9 protein-coding genes are annotated in these 15,542 nt (G+C 60.8%); 3 read left to right on the top strand and 6 right to left on the bottom strand.

Features of this window, described 5'->3' with window-relative positions; all coding sequences use genetic code 11:
• Window positions 1-3: 3 nt before the first annotated feature.
• Window positions 4-543: a Ser-Thr-rich GPI-anchored membrane family protein gene (locus P9L99_11075; protein ID MDP8223893.1), complete on the bottom strand. Its 540-nt coding sequence runs from the start codon at window positions 541-543 to the stop codon at window positions 4-6.
• 299 nt (window positions 544-842) lie between these two features.
• On the opposite strand from P9L99_11075, the gene P9L99_11070 reads away from it, so the two are divergent.
• Both P9L99_11070 and P9L99_11065 read left to right on the top strand, forming a co-directional pair.
• Window positions 843-3,221, top strand: a complete 2,379-nt coding sequence (locus P9L99_11070; protein MDP8223892.1) for a GH92 family glycosyl hydrolase — start codon at window positions 843-845, stop codon at window positions 3,219-3,221.
• 67 nt (window positions 3,222-3,288) lie between these two features.
• The gene (locus tag P9L99_11065) at window positions 3,289-5,403 is read left to right on the top strand and encodes a S8 family serine peptidase (GenBank protein ID MDP8223891.1); all 2,115 of its coding nucleotides are present in this window, start codon (window positions 3,289-3,291) and stop codon (window positions 5,401-5,403) included.
• A 122-nt stretch (window positions 5,404-5,525) separates the two neighbouring features.
• Here P9L99_11065 and P9L99_11060 read toward each other — a convergent pair whose 3' ends face one another.
• Both P9L99_11060 and P9L99_11055 read right to left on the bottom strand, forming a co-directional pair.
• Entirely contained in the window at window positions 5,526-7,142 is a 1,617-nt protein-coding gene (locus P9L99_11060) for a hypothetical protein (protein MDP8223890.1), read from the bottom strand.
• Window positions 7,143-7,789: 647 nt separating this feature from the next.
• Window positions 7,790-9,151: a Gfo/Idh/MocA family oxidoreductase gene (locus tag P9L99_11055; protein MDP8223889.1), complete on the bottom strand. Its 1,362-nt coding sequence runs from the start codon at window positions 9,149-9,151 to the stop codon at window positions 7,790-7,792.
• Between the two features lie 103 nt (window positions 9,152-9,254).
• On the opposite strand from P9L99_11055, the gene P9L99_11050 reads away from it, so the two are divergent.
• On the top strand, window positions 9,255-10,352 hold the full coding sequence (locus P9L99_11050; GenBank protein MDP8223888.1) for a hypothetical protein: 1,098 nt from the start codon (window positions 9,255-9,257) through the stop codon (window positions 10,350-10,352).
• Window positions 10,353-10,416: 64 nt separating this feature from the next.
• Here P9L99_11050 and P9L99_11045 read toward each other — a convergent pair whose 3' ends face one another.
• Genes P9L99_11045 through P9L99_11035 form a run of 3 tightly spaced genes read right to left on the bottom strand, consistent with a single transcriptional unit; the run spans window position 10,417 to window position 15,404 of the window.
• Window positions 10,417-11,757, bottom strand: a complete 1,341-nt coding sequence (locus tag P9L99_11045) for an SUMF1/EgtB/PvdO family nonheme iron enzyme (protein MDP8223887.1) — start codon at window positions 11,755-11,757, stop codon at window positions 10,417-10,419.
• A gap of 9 nt (window positions 11,758-11,766) precedes the next feature.
• The gene (locus P9L99_11040) at window positions 11,767-12,555 is read right to left on the bottom strand and encodes a hypothetical protein (GenBank protein MDP8223886.1); all 789 of its coding nucleotides are present in this window, start codon (window positions 12,553-12,555) and stop codon (window positions 11,767-11,769) included.
• Window positions 12,556-12,572: 17 nt separating this feature from the next.
• Window positions 12,573-15,404 (bottom strand): protein kinase, encoded by a 2,832-nt coding sequence (locus P9L99_11035; protein ID MDP8223885.1) that lies wholly within the window; start codon window positions 15,402-15,404, stop codon window positions 12,573-12,575.
• Window positions 15,405-15,542 lie beyond the last annotated feature (138 nt).

Raw genomic sequence — 15,542 nt, 5'->3', positions numbered from 1 at the left:
GCCCTACCACACGCGGCTGGCCGGCGCGGCGATGGTGAAAGCCTTGCTCAGATCCTGGTACGCGCCGTGGTACATGTAATAGACCTGCACTTGGTAATCGTCGTCCGGCGTGAGGTCCTGCGGTACGGCAAAGGAGCATGACCGCGCCGCGGCGGGCAGGTTGTCGCACAAGTGCTGCCCGGTCCACGCGCCGTTCTTGAACAGGCTGGCGCGAATCGACCAGTTTTCGGAATTGTGCGCGTTCCACGTCACGGCCTGTTCGGTCCCAACCTCCCACACGTCTTCCGCCGCCGGGGTCAGTATCTGCACGAAAGGCTCGGTCGGTGCGGCCACCGAAAACGCGCCGCTGAAATCCTGATAGACGCCGTGTCCCATGAAGTAGACCTGCACCTGATAGTCGTCGCCCTCCGCCAAATCATCAGGCACCGTGTAGTCGCACGAGGAGGCGGTCGCCGGCAAGTTGTCGCACAAGTGCCGGCCGGTCCACGAGCCGTTTTGGAACAAGCTGGCGCGGATATTCCACCCGTCCGTCCCGAAAACCACGAGCAGCCCGCGAAAAAAAAGGAAGCGACATCAGTTCGGGATCGACGCCCACATTAAGTTATCGACGCCGATGGGTACCGGCATGAGGCGGAATCTGAAAAAAACCATGAATTTTGAGGGCTTACGACATGCAAGCAGAAGATAGTGGTCCATTACGGACCACGCGCATTTCGTTTTTACCGGAACCCGGCCCGTTAGGGCCTCGCGGCAAACGCTTTTTTTAGGCGGGAAACGCCGAATATGGTATTTTCGGTCGAAATTCCGTTCGGTCGCCACACCGTTCGAGGAGGGCGTTTTTCATGAGCAAAACGAAGTTTTACTGGAGCATTTTTGTTGGCCTCGCGTTGCTTCTCGCGTTGGGATGCGGCGTTAGCGATGATGACGACGATGCGTCCGCTTCGCCGATCGACGACGACGAAACTGCGACGGACGACGATGACAACGACACGGCGCTCGATGACGACGATGATGATGATGACGACGACACCGCGCCCCCGCCACTTCCCGAACCGATCGACTTGGTCGATATGTTTACCGGCACCGGCGGTGTCGGGTACGGCGCGGCGCAACTCCACCCCGGCCCCCAAATGCCCAACGGCATGGTTCGTCCCGGCCCCGACACCTCCATCGGCACCGCGTACTACTTGCCGGCGTTCCATCACTACGCGGGCTATTGGTTCGAAGACAGCCACATTCGCGGCTTCAGCCAGAACCGGATGATCGGCACGGGCGATAGCGACTACGGCAACGTGCGACTCATGCCCGTGCTGGGTATGGATAACGATCTCGTGCGCGACAACGGGTACCTGGGGCTGAAGATTCCCGGCTCCGAAACGGCGGGCGTCGGGTACTACGCGGTGAAAGTCGGCCCGACCAACACCTCGGTCGAACTCACCTCCGGCCGATGGTCGACGCTTTATCGTTTCACCTACGACGCGGGCGCGGAAACTCCCTACCTCGTGCTCGACCTTGGCGGCTCGATTCGCCCGCACGATGTCAGCGACGCGGCGCTCAGTATCGATGTCGACGAGCAGGAAATCAGCGGCTCGTTTTGGCAGGCCGGCGAGTTCAGCGACGACTACGACGGCCTGGGTGTGTTCTTTGTCGCGCGCTTTTCGGAACCCTTCGCCGATTACGGAGCGTTCGACCCTGCCGGACGCACGCCGCAAAGCGAATCGGCCGCCGGAGACGACATCGGCGCGTATTTCGGTTTCGCGTTGACCGGCGACGAGCCTCTGCTGGTCAAAATCGGCCTTTCCTACATCAGCGTCGATCAAGCGCGCGCCAACTTGGAGGATGAAATCCCGGCCTTTGATTTCCCCGCGCTGGTCGCCAATAACCGTGACGCCTGGCGCGATCTTTTCGGCGTGGTCGAAGTGACCGGCGGCACGATCAAACAGCAACGGCTGTTTCATACCTTCCTATACCGCTCGTTCATCATGCCGACGCTCTTTACCGAGCAGGGCGGCGCATACATCGGCTTCGACGACGGCATTCATCAAGCCGAGGGCTTCACGTACTACACCGACATGTCGCTGTGGGATACTTTCCGCACGCTGCATCCGCTCATCACGTTGTTGGACCCCGGCCTGTCGCGTGATTTTGTCGTCTCTCTGCTGAAGATGGCCGAGCAGGGCGGTTACCTGCCGCGCTGGCCGCAAGGCAAGGGTTATACCGGCAGCATGATCGGCACGCACAGCGACAGCGTTATTGGCGAGGCGTACCTGAAGGGCATTACCGATTTCGACGTTGATTTCGCCTACGACGCGATGGTATTGCACGCCACCGAGCCCACGCCCCATGCGGGCCGCAGCGATCTCGAGCACTACCTGACCATCGGGTACTGCACCACCGACAACACCGGCCACTCGGTCTCGCGCACCTTGGAATACGCCTACGACGACCACTGCATCGCGGGCTTGGCTGCGGCACTGGGACACGAGGAAGATGCCGAAACCTTCGCCCAGCGCGCCACGAATTACGAAACTCTCTGGCACGCGCCGAGTGGGTACTTTCGCGGTCGCGACTCCGAGGGCAACTGGCGACGCGTCCTCCTGGCCTGGTATCCGTGGGGCGAAGACTACACCCAAGGCAGCGCGAGGCACTGGCGGTGGTTTGTCCCGCACGACGTGCCCGGCCTCGTTGCGCTATTCGGCGACGCCGCCGTTATGGTCGCCACACTCGACGAGTTTTTCGCCGAATCCGTGCGTGATCCCGTCGACGCCTTACCCAATCCCTATTACTGGCACGGTAACCAGCACGACTTGCAGGCCGCCTTCATGTTCAACGACGCCGGTCGACCCGACCTCACCCAGAAGTGGTCGCGGCATGTCCTGGAACACGAGTACTTCGTGGGTCCCGACGGCATCGCGGGCAACGAAGACGGCGGTACCTTGGCGGCCTGGTATGTATGGGCGGCGATCGGCTTGTTTCCGCTCAGCCCCTGCACGCCGGAGTACCAGATCGGCAGCCCGGTATTCGACGAAATCAGACTTCATTTGCCGGGCGGGGAGTTCATCATCACCGCCGAGAACAATTCGCCGGAGAATATCTACATTCAATCCGCGCGGCTAAACGGCGAGCCGCTCAACGAACCGCGTTTGGCCCACGAAACCATCGCCGGAGGTGGGACGCTCGAATTGGTCATGGGCCCCGAACCATCCGCGTGGGGCCGGTAGTCGGGTTCGACGCCTCCGACCGGAGTTGGTTATACTCGACGAACCACTTGCAGTGGGGAGAATCGTGATGAAACAAATCGTAAGTTGGATCGCATTGGCGATGCTTTTAGTCGCCGGCGTGGCGCACGCGGCGTGGATCGATCCCACGCTCGAAGAAGAATTGGCCGCGACTCCCGACAATGGGACCGTTCGTGCCTATGTGATGTTGCGGGACCGCGTCGACGTGCGGTCGCTCGCGGCGCAACTCACCACGGAGCAGGCGACCTTCGCGCGGCGGCACTATGAGGTGATTGCGGCGCTGCAGGAAAAAGCGGCCGCTACGCAGGCACCCTTGCTCGAAGCGGTCGCGGCGCGGCAGGCGGCCGGCGAGGTGGCGAAGCTGCGCGCGTTCTGGATCGACAACGCGCTGGCCGTGGAGGCAACGCCCGCCTTTTTCGATTGGCTGGCCGAACGCCCGGAGGTCGGCCGGATTTACTATGACTATCCGATCGAATTGATTCGGCCCGTACGCGAGTCGGCCGGTGACCCCACCGGATCCAAAGGCGTTGAGTTCGGCATCGAGTTCGCCCGCGCCCCCGAATTGTGGGCGCTGGGTATCGACGGTACGGGCGTCATCGCCGCCGACATGGACACCGGCGCGGACGGCTCGCACCCGGCCTTCGCGACGCGTTGGCGGGGTCTGGTGGCCGACCCGGCCGAATGCTGGTACGACCCGGCGCAGGGAACCGACTTCCCCTACGACAGCGGTCGCCACGGAACGCACACCCTGGGCACCATCACCGGCGGCGACGACGGCGAGAACCAAATCGGCATGGCGCCCGGCGCGTTGTGGATCGCCGCGGCGGTGGTCGACGTGCCCGGCGTGAGCATCTACACCGAAGCGGTGGCGGCGTTCGAATTCTTCGCCGACCCGGACGGCAACCCCGGCACGACCGATGACGTCCCCGCGGCGATCAACAATTCCTGGGGCATCAGCAACATGCCCTTCGGCGGATGCAAAGACGACTTCTGGGCGGCGATCGACACGGCCGAAGCGGCGGGTGTTGTGGTGGTGTTTGCGGCCGGCAACGAAGGCCCGTTCGCCCGTACGCTGCGCTCGCCGGCCGACCGCATCGAAACCGATTTCAACGTGTTCTCGGTCGGCGCCCTGCGGCAAAACGGGCAACGCATCGTAGGATTTTCCAGCCGCGGCCCCTCACGTTGCGACAGGGCGACGATCAAGCCCGAGGTGGTCGCGGTCGGCGAGGAAGTTCGTTCTTCGATCCCCGGCGGCGAGTACAGCTCGATGGACGGCACCTCCATGGCTTCGCCGCACGTGACCGGGGCGATGTGTCTACTGCGTCAGGCGTATCCGGATGCCACGGTCGACGAGTTGAAAATGGCGTTGTACTACTCGGCGGTCGACATGGGCGATCCGGGCGAAGACAACGACTACGGCATGGGCCGCATCGATTTGGTGGCGGCGTATGACTTCCTGATGGACCTGTGCGATCAGGACGGCGACGGGTACGACAAGCCCGATTGCGGCGGCGACGACTGCAACGATTTTGACGAGAACATCCATCCCGGCGCGACCGAAGTGTGCAACGGCATCGATGATAATTGCGACGACACCGTGCCCGACGACGAAATCGACCACGACGAAGACGGCGTGTTCGAATGCGCCGGCGACTGCGATCCGCAAGATCCCGACGTGCACCCCGGGCATCAGGAAATCTGCGACGGCAAAGACAACAATTGCGACGGCGACCTGCCCCAAGACGAACTCGACCAAGACGGCGACGGCCTGTTCTACTGCAACGGCGACTGCATGCCCTTTAACGAGGACGTGTACACCGGCGCTCCCGAATTGTGCGACGGCCTCGACAACAACTGCGACGAAAACGTCCCGGCGGACGAACTCGACGTCGATGAAGACGGCTTCGCCCCCTGCGCGGGAGACTGCAACGACGAGGACGAGGCGATTCATCCGGACGCGGAAGAGATCTGCGACGACGGCGTCGATAACAACTGCGACGAGTTGACCGACGAAGAAGATCCGGCTTGTCAGGAAGTCGACGACGACGACGATAACGATGACAACGACACCGTGCCGGTCGACGACGACGACAACAACGACGCCGCGGACGACGATGCGACCGATGACGACGATGATGACGACGACAGCGGCGGGTGCGCCTAATCGCTGAGCAAATCACGCGCCCCGGTCGGCAATGCAGGCGGTTGAACGGTTGTGGAAACGAAGGCCGATAAACGCCGGATGACAGGTCTATTCGACGCGGCACTCGCGACCGCGCCGGAGGATCAGTAGCGCATCACCCACGCCTCGCGGCGCATTTTCAGAAACTCGACCTCGAAGGCGAGCAGGCGGCCGTCGGGGCTGAAATTGGGGCCGCGACGATAGCCCAATTTTCGGGCCGGCAAACGTTGCAGGCCGGAACCGTCGAGCCGCACCTCGAACAGGTCGGTGACATAGTTCGTTTCCCCCCCGACCATCCCCAGCGGCGTGGCAATGGCCTCGCTTTTCGGCTTGTCCGGATTGATGAACACCCCCTCGAACACGAGTCGCTCGCCGTCCGGGTGAAACGCGAATTCATTGAAGCCGACGTACTGCTCGCCCTTGGAGAGCACGAGCCGTTGATCGCCGCCTTCCAGGTTCATCACGAACAAGGCGTTGTCGAAACTGTCGACGTCGTTGTGGGCGAGGTAGGCGATGCGGTCTCCCTTCGGCGTAAAGACCGGATTGCGGTAGACGCCGCCGGTGGTGAGGCATTTCGTGGTCCCGGTCGCCATGTCGTAGATGAAAATGTCGCCGGTGTAGGAAGCTCGGGTCGCCGCCGCCGCATCTTCGCGGTCGCTTACGTCCTTGGCTTGGAATGCCAAATACCGGCCGTTGGGCGAAAAAATCGGGTTCGACGCCGCTTGTCGCGTTATCAGTGACGGAGCGCCCGATCCCATGTCTTTGACGAACAGCCCACCGGCGATGTCTTCGAGGCGCGAGGTGGCCGGGTTGAAGCGGTATTCAGGCGGCTCGACGTAGGCGAGCTTCAAACGGCCGCCCTCGGAGGCGAAAGCGTATTCGCGCGTCTGGGCAATGCGCTGCGGTTCACCGCCGTCGGCGTTGGCAAAGAAAAGCGTGGAGGTGGACGTTTTCTCGTCGTAGTCCGCAAAGGCCAACGCGTCGCGCCCAGGGACCCAGAGGAAATCGCTTACGTTCCAGGAGTAGGTGAACGTCGCCACTTTGATGATTTCTCCCGTGGCCAGGTTCTTGACCATCAAAGCCGTGTCGCCGGGCGATTTGCCCGCCATCATGTCGACCATACCGAACAACGTGAATTTCGGCGTCTTGATAAACGCCACGCGGGTGCTGTCGGGCGAAAATTTCGGCAGCACGGCGTCGGCCTTCTCATACTGCGCCAGCGGATACATCGCGGGCCGCAACACGCGGTAGGCCACCCACCCGGCAGCGAGCAGCGCCAGCGCCAGGGCCGCATAACCGACCAGGCGCGTGTAGCGCCGCGTTTTCCACATCTCCAACTCGATACCGGCCGCCGAGGCGGAGGCGGTCGGGCCGCCGATCAAGATCTTGAGCTTCTGCTTCAAGTAGGAATTGTGGGGGTCGAGTTCGATGGCCTTTTCCAGGTTTTCCGCCGCTTTGTCTTGGAAGCCGATCTCCTGGTACGCGGCGCTTAGCTGCACGCGCAACGCCACCGACTGCGGATTGTTGCGGCGCTGCGCCTCCAAATCGCGCAAATGCATGGCGACCGTTTCGGGCAGTACGGCCAAGCGCGCCGCGAAGTCTTTCTGTTTTTCCTCGCGTTTGAGCTCGACGGGGGCTTTTGCGCCGCAGGCGTGACACAGCGGATCGCCGGCCAGCATGGGCGCACCACAGGATTGGCAAAGCAAACAATCATCGACCATAGCGCCCTCCCAGTGGACAAAGTCAGGTTACCGCACCCGGTGGCGAGGGAAAAGACGCGCACGGAAATCAGTTCGAATCAAAATATTAACATAGCATTTACAATTTTGCGGTCCCCACGACATCAAAGCTTTTCACGCGCGGCGCGCTCCGGGGCAGGGCCAACCCTCCAATCACCCTGGTCCGACTTCCATGAAATTCCGGAAAAACACAAAACGGCCGCCGGGATTCAGGTTTTCCCGGCCGCCGTTACTTGGCACCATCATCAGGCCGGCGGGAGCCCCGAGATCAGCGCGAAAACCACACAGATCAAAATCATCAGCCAAAGGCCGAATTCCGCGATGTCGCCCATGATAACCTCCTGGCTTTTTCCTCCCGCCGGTGCGGGGACTTTATTGAGGTACCCGTCAGATAATCGGTTGACCCGCTGACCAACCCTAAGCGTCGCAAACCCCGTGCCAACGCCGGGCCGGATCCGTCAAAGTGTTGTAATTATGGGCAAAAAACGAACGAAGGGAGGCCGTCGGGCGCCAGATTCTAATAATTATGATAGAAGTAAAGCCTACATGTGCATGAAAAATTGAGCGGAGCGCGGAAAAGTCAGCGCCCACCGTGCCGCCGACGGCTGTTTCGACTAAGCCGCTGGAACCTAGGGCAACGTGGCCGCCTCTCGTTCGGCCCGGCGGCGAAAGTCGTCCATATCGACGACCTTCTCACGCAGCCGCGCTTCTTCGGCGGCAAAACAAATCATGTGCGCTTCCAGGCAGTTTTTCGCGCTGGTGAGGATATCCTCGCCGTTCTGTTCGCGCACAGCACGAGCAAACTCCAGCAGAATCATCTCGTCGCCGCCGCCGTGGATGATGCCGTGATACGGGATGTTCTTGCGGCGCAGGCGTCCCGGCTGGTAGGTGCGCAGTTCCAGCTTGCCGGAGAAATCCGCCGACCGCAGTTCACCGGCCGTGCCGTGCAGGTTGAGCGATCGCTCCCACATCAGGCTGAAGCCGTTGAGTTGGAACGAAGCCGTCACTTCGTTGGCGAACTCGATGCTTACGGTTTGGTGATCGACCACATCGTTGTCGGCCCGAAACACGCACGCGCCGTTGGTCGTATCGCGCAGGTTCTGCGTCACTTTTTCGCGCGACACGTCGTGCGATATCACTGAAGCCAGCGTGCGAAAACGAGGCTCGCGAATCACGTCCCATGCGGCTTGCGGGGACATCCCGGTCAGTAACCGCCACGGGAAATCGGGACGCCCCGGGTCGACGAACTGCTTGTATGCGTTGAACAAGCAAGTGTCGAAAACCGGGCAGCCGTCCAGGCATTTCTCCGGCGCGCCTTCCGGCGCGTTGTCGGCGTTGAAGTACGACAACTTGCCGAAGGATGCAACCTTTTTGGCCGGTGCGCCGGCGAACCATGCGACCAGGTCGAGGTCGTGCACGCCCTTGGCCATCACGAAAGAGTGTGAGTCGCTCGCTCGGTGATGTATGCCGCGCACGTATGACATGATGAAATGCCAATAGCCGACGTTTTCCGCGCAGTCGATGCTCATCAATCGGCCGACATCGCCGTTGTCAAAATGCCGCCGCATCTGGCTATAGATTTTGTTGTGCCGACTTTGTAGCGACACCACCAGCACGCGCCCGAGCCGCTCGGCCTCGGTCGTCAGGTGTACGGCATGAGCGGGCGTGAGCGCCATGGGTTTTTCGAGGAAAACGTCGTACCCGGCCTGCAGCAGTGCCAGCGTCGATTCGTAATGCATGCGGCAAGGCAGGGCGTTGATCGCGGCGTTGGCCAGCGGCTTCCCGCCCGCCAGGTCGCGCCAATCGCCGACGGCCTTTTCGGGCGCGATATTGTAGCGACGCATGACGGTCTCGCGTCGGTCATCGTCCGCTTCGGCCACGCCGGTGATGGCCATCACGTCGCCGTGGCGACGGACCAAAGTACCCAGATTGAGTTCGCCCCGCGCGCCCGCGCCGACCAGAACCATGGAAATGGGTGCATGCTTAGCCATAGGGATGTTCCTTTGAAAAACACGAGAAAAAATACATCTTCGTCTTATACCTACTTGGCTTGATGCGCAAACGACCTATGGATGGACCTGGCAAGCGAATCCATTGGTTGACTTTGCTGAAATGCTTTGTGTACTCTCACGAGCGAGTTTATCCCAATTATCATTAAGTCAGCTGCGAAGCTGCGGAACCCGTAATTATGCAGGGGAGGAGTTTGGTATGGATTGTCTGAAGAGAAATATTGGCCGGCGATTGGTTTTCGTCGCCTTTGGTATCGCGTTGATCGTAGCCGTAGTCGCGGCGTGCGGTCCGTCGATGCATTCCAGTTCATTTTATGTCTATGTCACGAAAAAATCGATTGCCGTGGGTAGTGCTAACACCGACCCCGAAATCACCGCCACGGCACGTTATAAGGAAATTATCCCCGAAACGCGCTCCATAGCGTATCGTCCGCCCGATAGCTGTTTCGACCAATCCGCCAGCGCCGCCACCGGCAAGGCTTCGGTACAAGCGCAGATTCTTACGACCTCCTGCGGCGTATGGTTGGCCGAATTGGAGCGAGCGCTCGCCCGTAACGGTTTCGAAGTAACTTCGTGGCAGACGCTTATCGGCAACATGGGTGGCGCGAAGATTTCCGGCGACACGGTTATTTCGCGTGCCAAAGAACTAGGCGTCGAAGTGTTGATGATGATCAACTCCCTCGATGTCGGGCGGGTTAATCTCGACTCTCGCTATTCGACCAACATCCGTTTTTACGAGTCGAACAAAAAAGGCGTTCGCAAGGATCCGCTGCCGCTCGATCCGGCTCGACAACGAGCCTTGCTTGCCGGCATTCCCGGCGGGGCAGGTGTGCCCTATCGCGCTATTTCCGCCACGGTCGACGTAACCGCCATCGACCTGAAGACCAATCAGGCCGTATGGTTTTTCCGGCAAACGATCTCCGAGGAAGTCAAACGCGAGTACGCCTTCGAGGGTCTGTTCCTTTGCATGGAGCAGAGTTATAGAGGGGCGCCGACTTCCCGCACCTGCAACCGACGTATCCCGGTCGGAAGGAAGGATATCGAGCAATCCATGTCGGAAATCTCCACCCAGGGCCAGTCAACCGGTGGTGCGGTCAACCCCGACCAAAACGAAAAATACAAGATGATCAAAGGAGTTGTGAAAAACCTGTCCGACGAATTCGCCCGCGGCCGGCGGCAGTAAGTACAGAAACCAGCCAACTACGAGTACGCCCCGAAGCGCCGAAAGCGTTTCGGGGCTTTTTCGTTTAATCGCCTGCGCAGCGGAAGCCGGTGGTGGGGTCGGTGAGCACCGAATTCGTATCCGACCCAAAATGGCGATCCGACGCCCGTAACCGCCCGGCCGGGTCAGTCCAACCGCCGCCGCGTAAGACTCGTCCCAATCCGGCGACGGGACCTTGCGGATCCTCACCGGGGCTCGAACGGTAGAATCCCGAGTGGTAATAATCGCCGCACCACTCGGCGACGTTACCGGCCATGTCGTACAAACCCGACAAGGTTTTTCCCTTCGGCTTTTTGCCCACCGGCCAGGTTTTGTCGCGGAAACACCCGGCCCAGTCCTCATTCATCACGGCGCGGTCGCACGTCGCCGGCGCGTTGCCCCAGGCGTAAATGTTGTCGGAGTTCGCATCGCGCGCCGCGCGTTCCCACTCGGCCTCGGTGGGCAGTCGCTTGCCGCGCCACTTGCAGTATTGCTCCGCCGCGTACCAGTTGACGCAATTCATCGGGTGGGTCATGCGGTCGTCGCGCCCGTAATTGCATTGCGGTTGATCGGTGACGATCACGAAGTTTTCGTTACAGCCCTTGGCGTGCACACAAGCCTCGAATTGCGCGACGGTCACTTCGTACGCGTCCATATGGAAGGACGAAACGGTAACGTAGTGTGGTGGGCTCTCGTCCGCTTCGCACAAAGGATCGCCCTGCGTGCAGCCCATGCGGTACGTGCCGCCCGGCACGAGCACCATGTTCTCGCGATCTTTTAGGTAGCGCAGCCACTGTTCCACCTGCGGGCGGCATTCGCGATCGTCGGGACGATCCTTCAAAAACTGCTCGAACACAGCCTTTTTAGCCGGCCCCGGGATCGACTCATCGCCGTGGATTTCGGCCATCGTGGCGCAATCGTTCGTCACGCGGGTGTGGGTCTTTTCGTATTCCCGCGTTTTTTCCACGAGCAACGCCCGATAACCCGACGCTTCGGATTGCAGTGTCACCGATTCCCGGATTTCCCGACCCGCCGCCGGCGTGACGACCACCTCCACGACCTGCTCGCCGCGGCCCATCGTGATGATGCACGACATCTCTTTAGCGATTTGCGAGCCGGTGAAGGTTTTTTGCACCTTGCCGTTGCGGAACACTGCGACGCTTTGCGCGGCGTCCGGGCTGATGCCTTGCAGATTCCAGGCAACCGTCACTTCCTCGGTATCGATCACCGCGCCCGCTTCCGGCGCGACGATCACGACCTTCGCCCCGCTTGCCCGGCCCGTTTGGGAACCCGACGGCTCCACTCCGGCCCAAACCTGCCATACGAACGCGAGCGCGAACGCCGCCGCGACGCTCCCAAAACGAATCCAACGAATTCTTGTATCCATGGTTTGCTTCTATTCCTTCTTTTCCAGGTTTTGGGCGGCTTTAAAGGCCTTCGCCAGTGTTGCGGTGTACCCGCAGCCAAGTCGCATGAAAGGATTAGGCCAAGATTGAGTCGTCCGCATCAAAGAACTACTCTGAAGAATGAATATCGCCACGTTTCCTCGACCACATTCTTCACTGAATCGTCCCGAGTCCTTCCAACAAGGCAGAGACGGCAGATTAAAAGTAACCGAATATCCTCCATCCCTTGGCGAAATGACGCCTTCGACCGTTTCGCCCGATTCGGGCGTAAGTTTCACGAGGCAGCCGTTTTGCTCGAGTGAAAAACGTTGTTTGCCGTCATACATACGAGTTACCAGTGGATACTCTCGGCCGTTATATTCCCCCGGCGACGTATCTTGTAACTTGAAAACGAAGCTCCACGCCCCCTCCAAATTGACGGTTTGGCCTTCGCATTGACACCTGGGGTCCGGCGTGGGTTCGGGGGCCGGCTTTTCCGTGGCGCCCAGAATCGCCAGGTAGTTTCGCGCTTTGGCGGCGTAGGGCGAGTCGGGGTACAGGGCGATCAACCCCTCGAAGCCTTTGACGGCTTGCTCGCGCTTGCCTTCTTCCACCAAGGCGGTCGCCTTTTCGAATAGTTTCTGCGCCGGGTCGGCGGCGTGATAGGTTTTCTTCTTGACCGGTTTCGGGGTTGGCGTTTCCGGCTCCACACCGGCGACGGCCATCCCTACGGCGGCGCCCAAAAAGGCCACGAACAAGATGAAAATCGGCCAAACGGCGCGAAGCTTGGATCTGGGCACGACGTTTCCCCCTACTTCTATTTTCCCTTGGTCGCTTGCGGAACATTGAACGCGGCCGACAACCGGTAGTTCCCCGTTTCACGGTCCACCGCCGGCGGCCTCGGGTACTGCACCGTTTTCAAGCCTTTGCAGATGCACGAACCGATCGCCACGTTGTTGTCGGGCACGTTGGCGAGCACGCATTCGTCAAGTTGCCCCGCTGCGTCGATGGACATCAACAGCCTCGTGCGATACAACGCCGGTTCCTCCTCGCCCTTCTTCACGTAACAATTCTTGACGACGCTCCGAAAACCGACGACCGTCTTGAGGATCTCGAAATCGTACGCCACCGGCGCCACATCGATCGTTTCGATGCGGCCGTCCCGCGCGACGGTGAGCCCTCTGCTCCGATTCTGTTCCTCCAAGTACAACGACGTCGGATTTCCTCCTTCGTTGAACGCCTGGCCCGCCGCCGCCAAGAGCACGTCACCGGCCTTGAGTCCGAGCTTTGCGGCCGGACTTTCGGGAAAGACGGTTTTGATCGTTCGGCCGACGCCAGGCGGCAGCGGTAGCCCATCGTCGATGGACTCGCGCATTTCCCAGGTTAAACCCAGGAGTAGGTCTTCCATTTTTTCGAGTATCTCATCGGCGAAATTGCGCCGCGCGTAAAACTCCGGTGCTTGGATTAATTTGGCCAATACGGTCGTAGGCGTCCCATCACGCAGCAGGGAAATCGAAACCCGCTCGCCCACCGGCAACGCGGCCTCCAGCACGGCCAAATCCGCCGCCGAGGACAGCGCTACACCCGAGACTTCGGTAATGATATCGCCGGGCCGCACCCCGGCTTCGGCCGCGCCGCCGGAAGCGAAAATCGCCGCCACCGCGATTCCATGCCCGGCTTCATCCGGTCCGGGAATGACGCCGAGCCAACTGTTGAGCCATAGCGCGCAGCGAAAACCGACATCCTGCGCCACAACGCCGCCGTTGACCCGATACCGCCACGAAGACCGCAGCGTTTTCGCTGTCGATTGCCAGCCGCCACCGCGCACGTGCCCATTGTCGGTCCATTCGTACACGTTGCCCGACATGTCCGACAAACCCGATGCGGTGTCGCCCGCCCGCGCTTGGCCCGCCGGAGCCGTGCCGTCGCCGCAACCTTTCATGCGCGCCAGCGAGCACGACGGCAACCCGTTGCCCCACGGATACACATAGCCGTTCGGCCCCCGCGCCGCCGCTTCCCAATGGTTGTCCGAAGGCAATTTCCAGCCGCGGCTTTCGCAATACTGCCGCGCTTGCTCAAGCGTCACGCAGTTCATGGGGTGGCTTTCACGCTCCCCTTTTGCGACGAGCCAGTTGCACTTCTCCCGACCCATCGCCGCCTTGCTCGGCGCCGTACAGCGTCCACCTTCCACGCACGCCCGGTATTCACCCACCGTAACCTCGCGCCGCTGGATCGCGAACGCCGGGAGAAACACAAACGGCGTCTCCGACGGCTCTTTGCAGAACGAATCGATGCCTATCGTGCAGCCCAAGCGGCATACCCCAGCGTCAACCGTTACCATGTCGGCTGGGACTTGCACCGTCGGCATCTGCAACTGGGAGCTAGTTGGCGTCGCCACCGTCTTTCCCGCGTTGGACGGAAACAGCTTCTCGCGCCCGAACACGAACGCCAGCACGGCCACCGCAATCACCGCCGCCGCGAAAAGCGCTTTTGGGACCCACCGGCGCGGCTTCCGGGGCGCGGATTCGGTTGGCACTTCAACTTCTATGGATTGCGTGGTTCGCGCCCGGGTTACGACGCGGGTGCCTTCGTTGTCGGGAACCCCGGTATCGGCGGGCAGCGCGGTATCGTCGCCAAAATCCGGTATCGCCAGATAAGTGCGCGTGCGGCTGGAGGTTGGACACTTTTCGCAGGCGGCCCAGAGCGCGCGTCCCAATTCGTCGGCCGAGGCGAAGCGCAACGCCGGGTCCTTGGCCAGCCCCTTGAGCAGGGCGCGGTTGACCTCATCCGGAACGCGCGGCAGTGGCTCGGGCATGACCTCGCAAACCAAATGCCGCAGTTCCATGGCGTGAATCCACGGATGCTCGCCCCCGAGGCATTCGTACAGCGTCATCGCCAACGCGTAGACATCCGACTGCACCGTGGGCTTGGCGCCCATGTACACTTCCGGCGCCAGATACAGCGGGGTGCCCGAAAGGTGCTGGCCGGTCAGCTTTGTAAGCTGCATGCGCAATTGCATCGCCAAGCCGAAGTCGGTGATTTTCAGCACTTCTTCCGGCCCGTGGATCATCAAATTCGCCGGCTTGATGTCGCGGTGCAAAATCCCCTTGCGGTGCGCGTAGGCCATCCCGGCGCAGGCTTGCGCGCCCCACGATAGGATCGAGCGCAATTCCAGAGGCCCTTTCACCTTGTTAAGCATCGATGAAAAAGTCGGACCGTCGATGTACTCCATCACGATAAACGCCAGTTCGCCTTCGGTTTCGAAGCCGCTGACCGCCACGATGTTCTCGTGATGCAAATCCATTGTCAGCAGCGCCTCGCGACGAAAGCGATCCACCGCTTCGGGTTGTTGCGCGAACTCCTGCGGCAATACTTTGAGCGCCACGTGTCGTTGCAGCATGCGGTCCGTGGCCAGATACACCACGCCCATGCCGCCGCGACCCAGCAGTTTTTCCACTTCGTACTTGTCGCGTAAAACCTGCCCCTCGGTCAGGCGCTCGACGGTCAGCCCGGCGGTCGTGCGGCCGCGTTGGCTGCCGGCCGGCATCGGCGTCGCAGGCGCTTCGGCGAGTAAGCGATCAAACTCCGTTTGGGTGATCTCTCCCGCGGCCAGGCGGCGTTCCAATTCGCTTCTGATTCTTGGATCCATGGTGCCCGCTTATTGAGTAGTTGCTGCCTAAGAAATCATCCAATAAAACCCGCACCCCAACGGTCGTTGACGTTACGACAATGCCAAGGTATAGGATATTCTAATAGATATCATCTTCATTGGTAAAACATCAAGCGA

Origin of the sequence: Candidatus Lernaella stagnicola, from assembly GCA_030765525.1 — a bacterium.
Taxonomy (GTDB): Bacteria; Lernaellota; Lernaellaia; order Lernaellales; family Lernaellaceae; genus Lernaella; species Lernaella stagnicola.
This window is presented reverse-complemented; position numbering and strand designations above follow the sequence as displayed.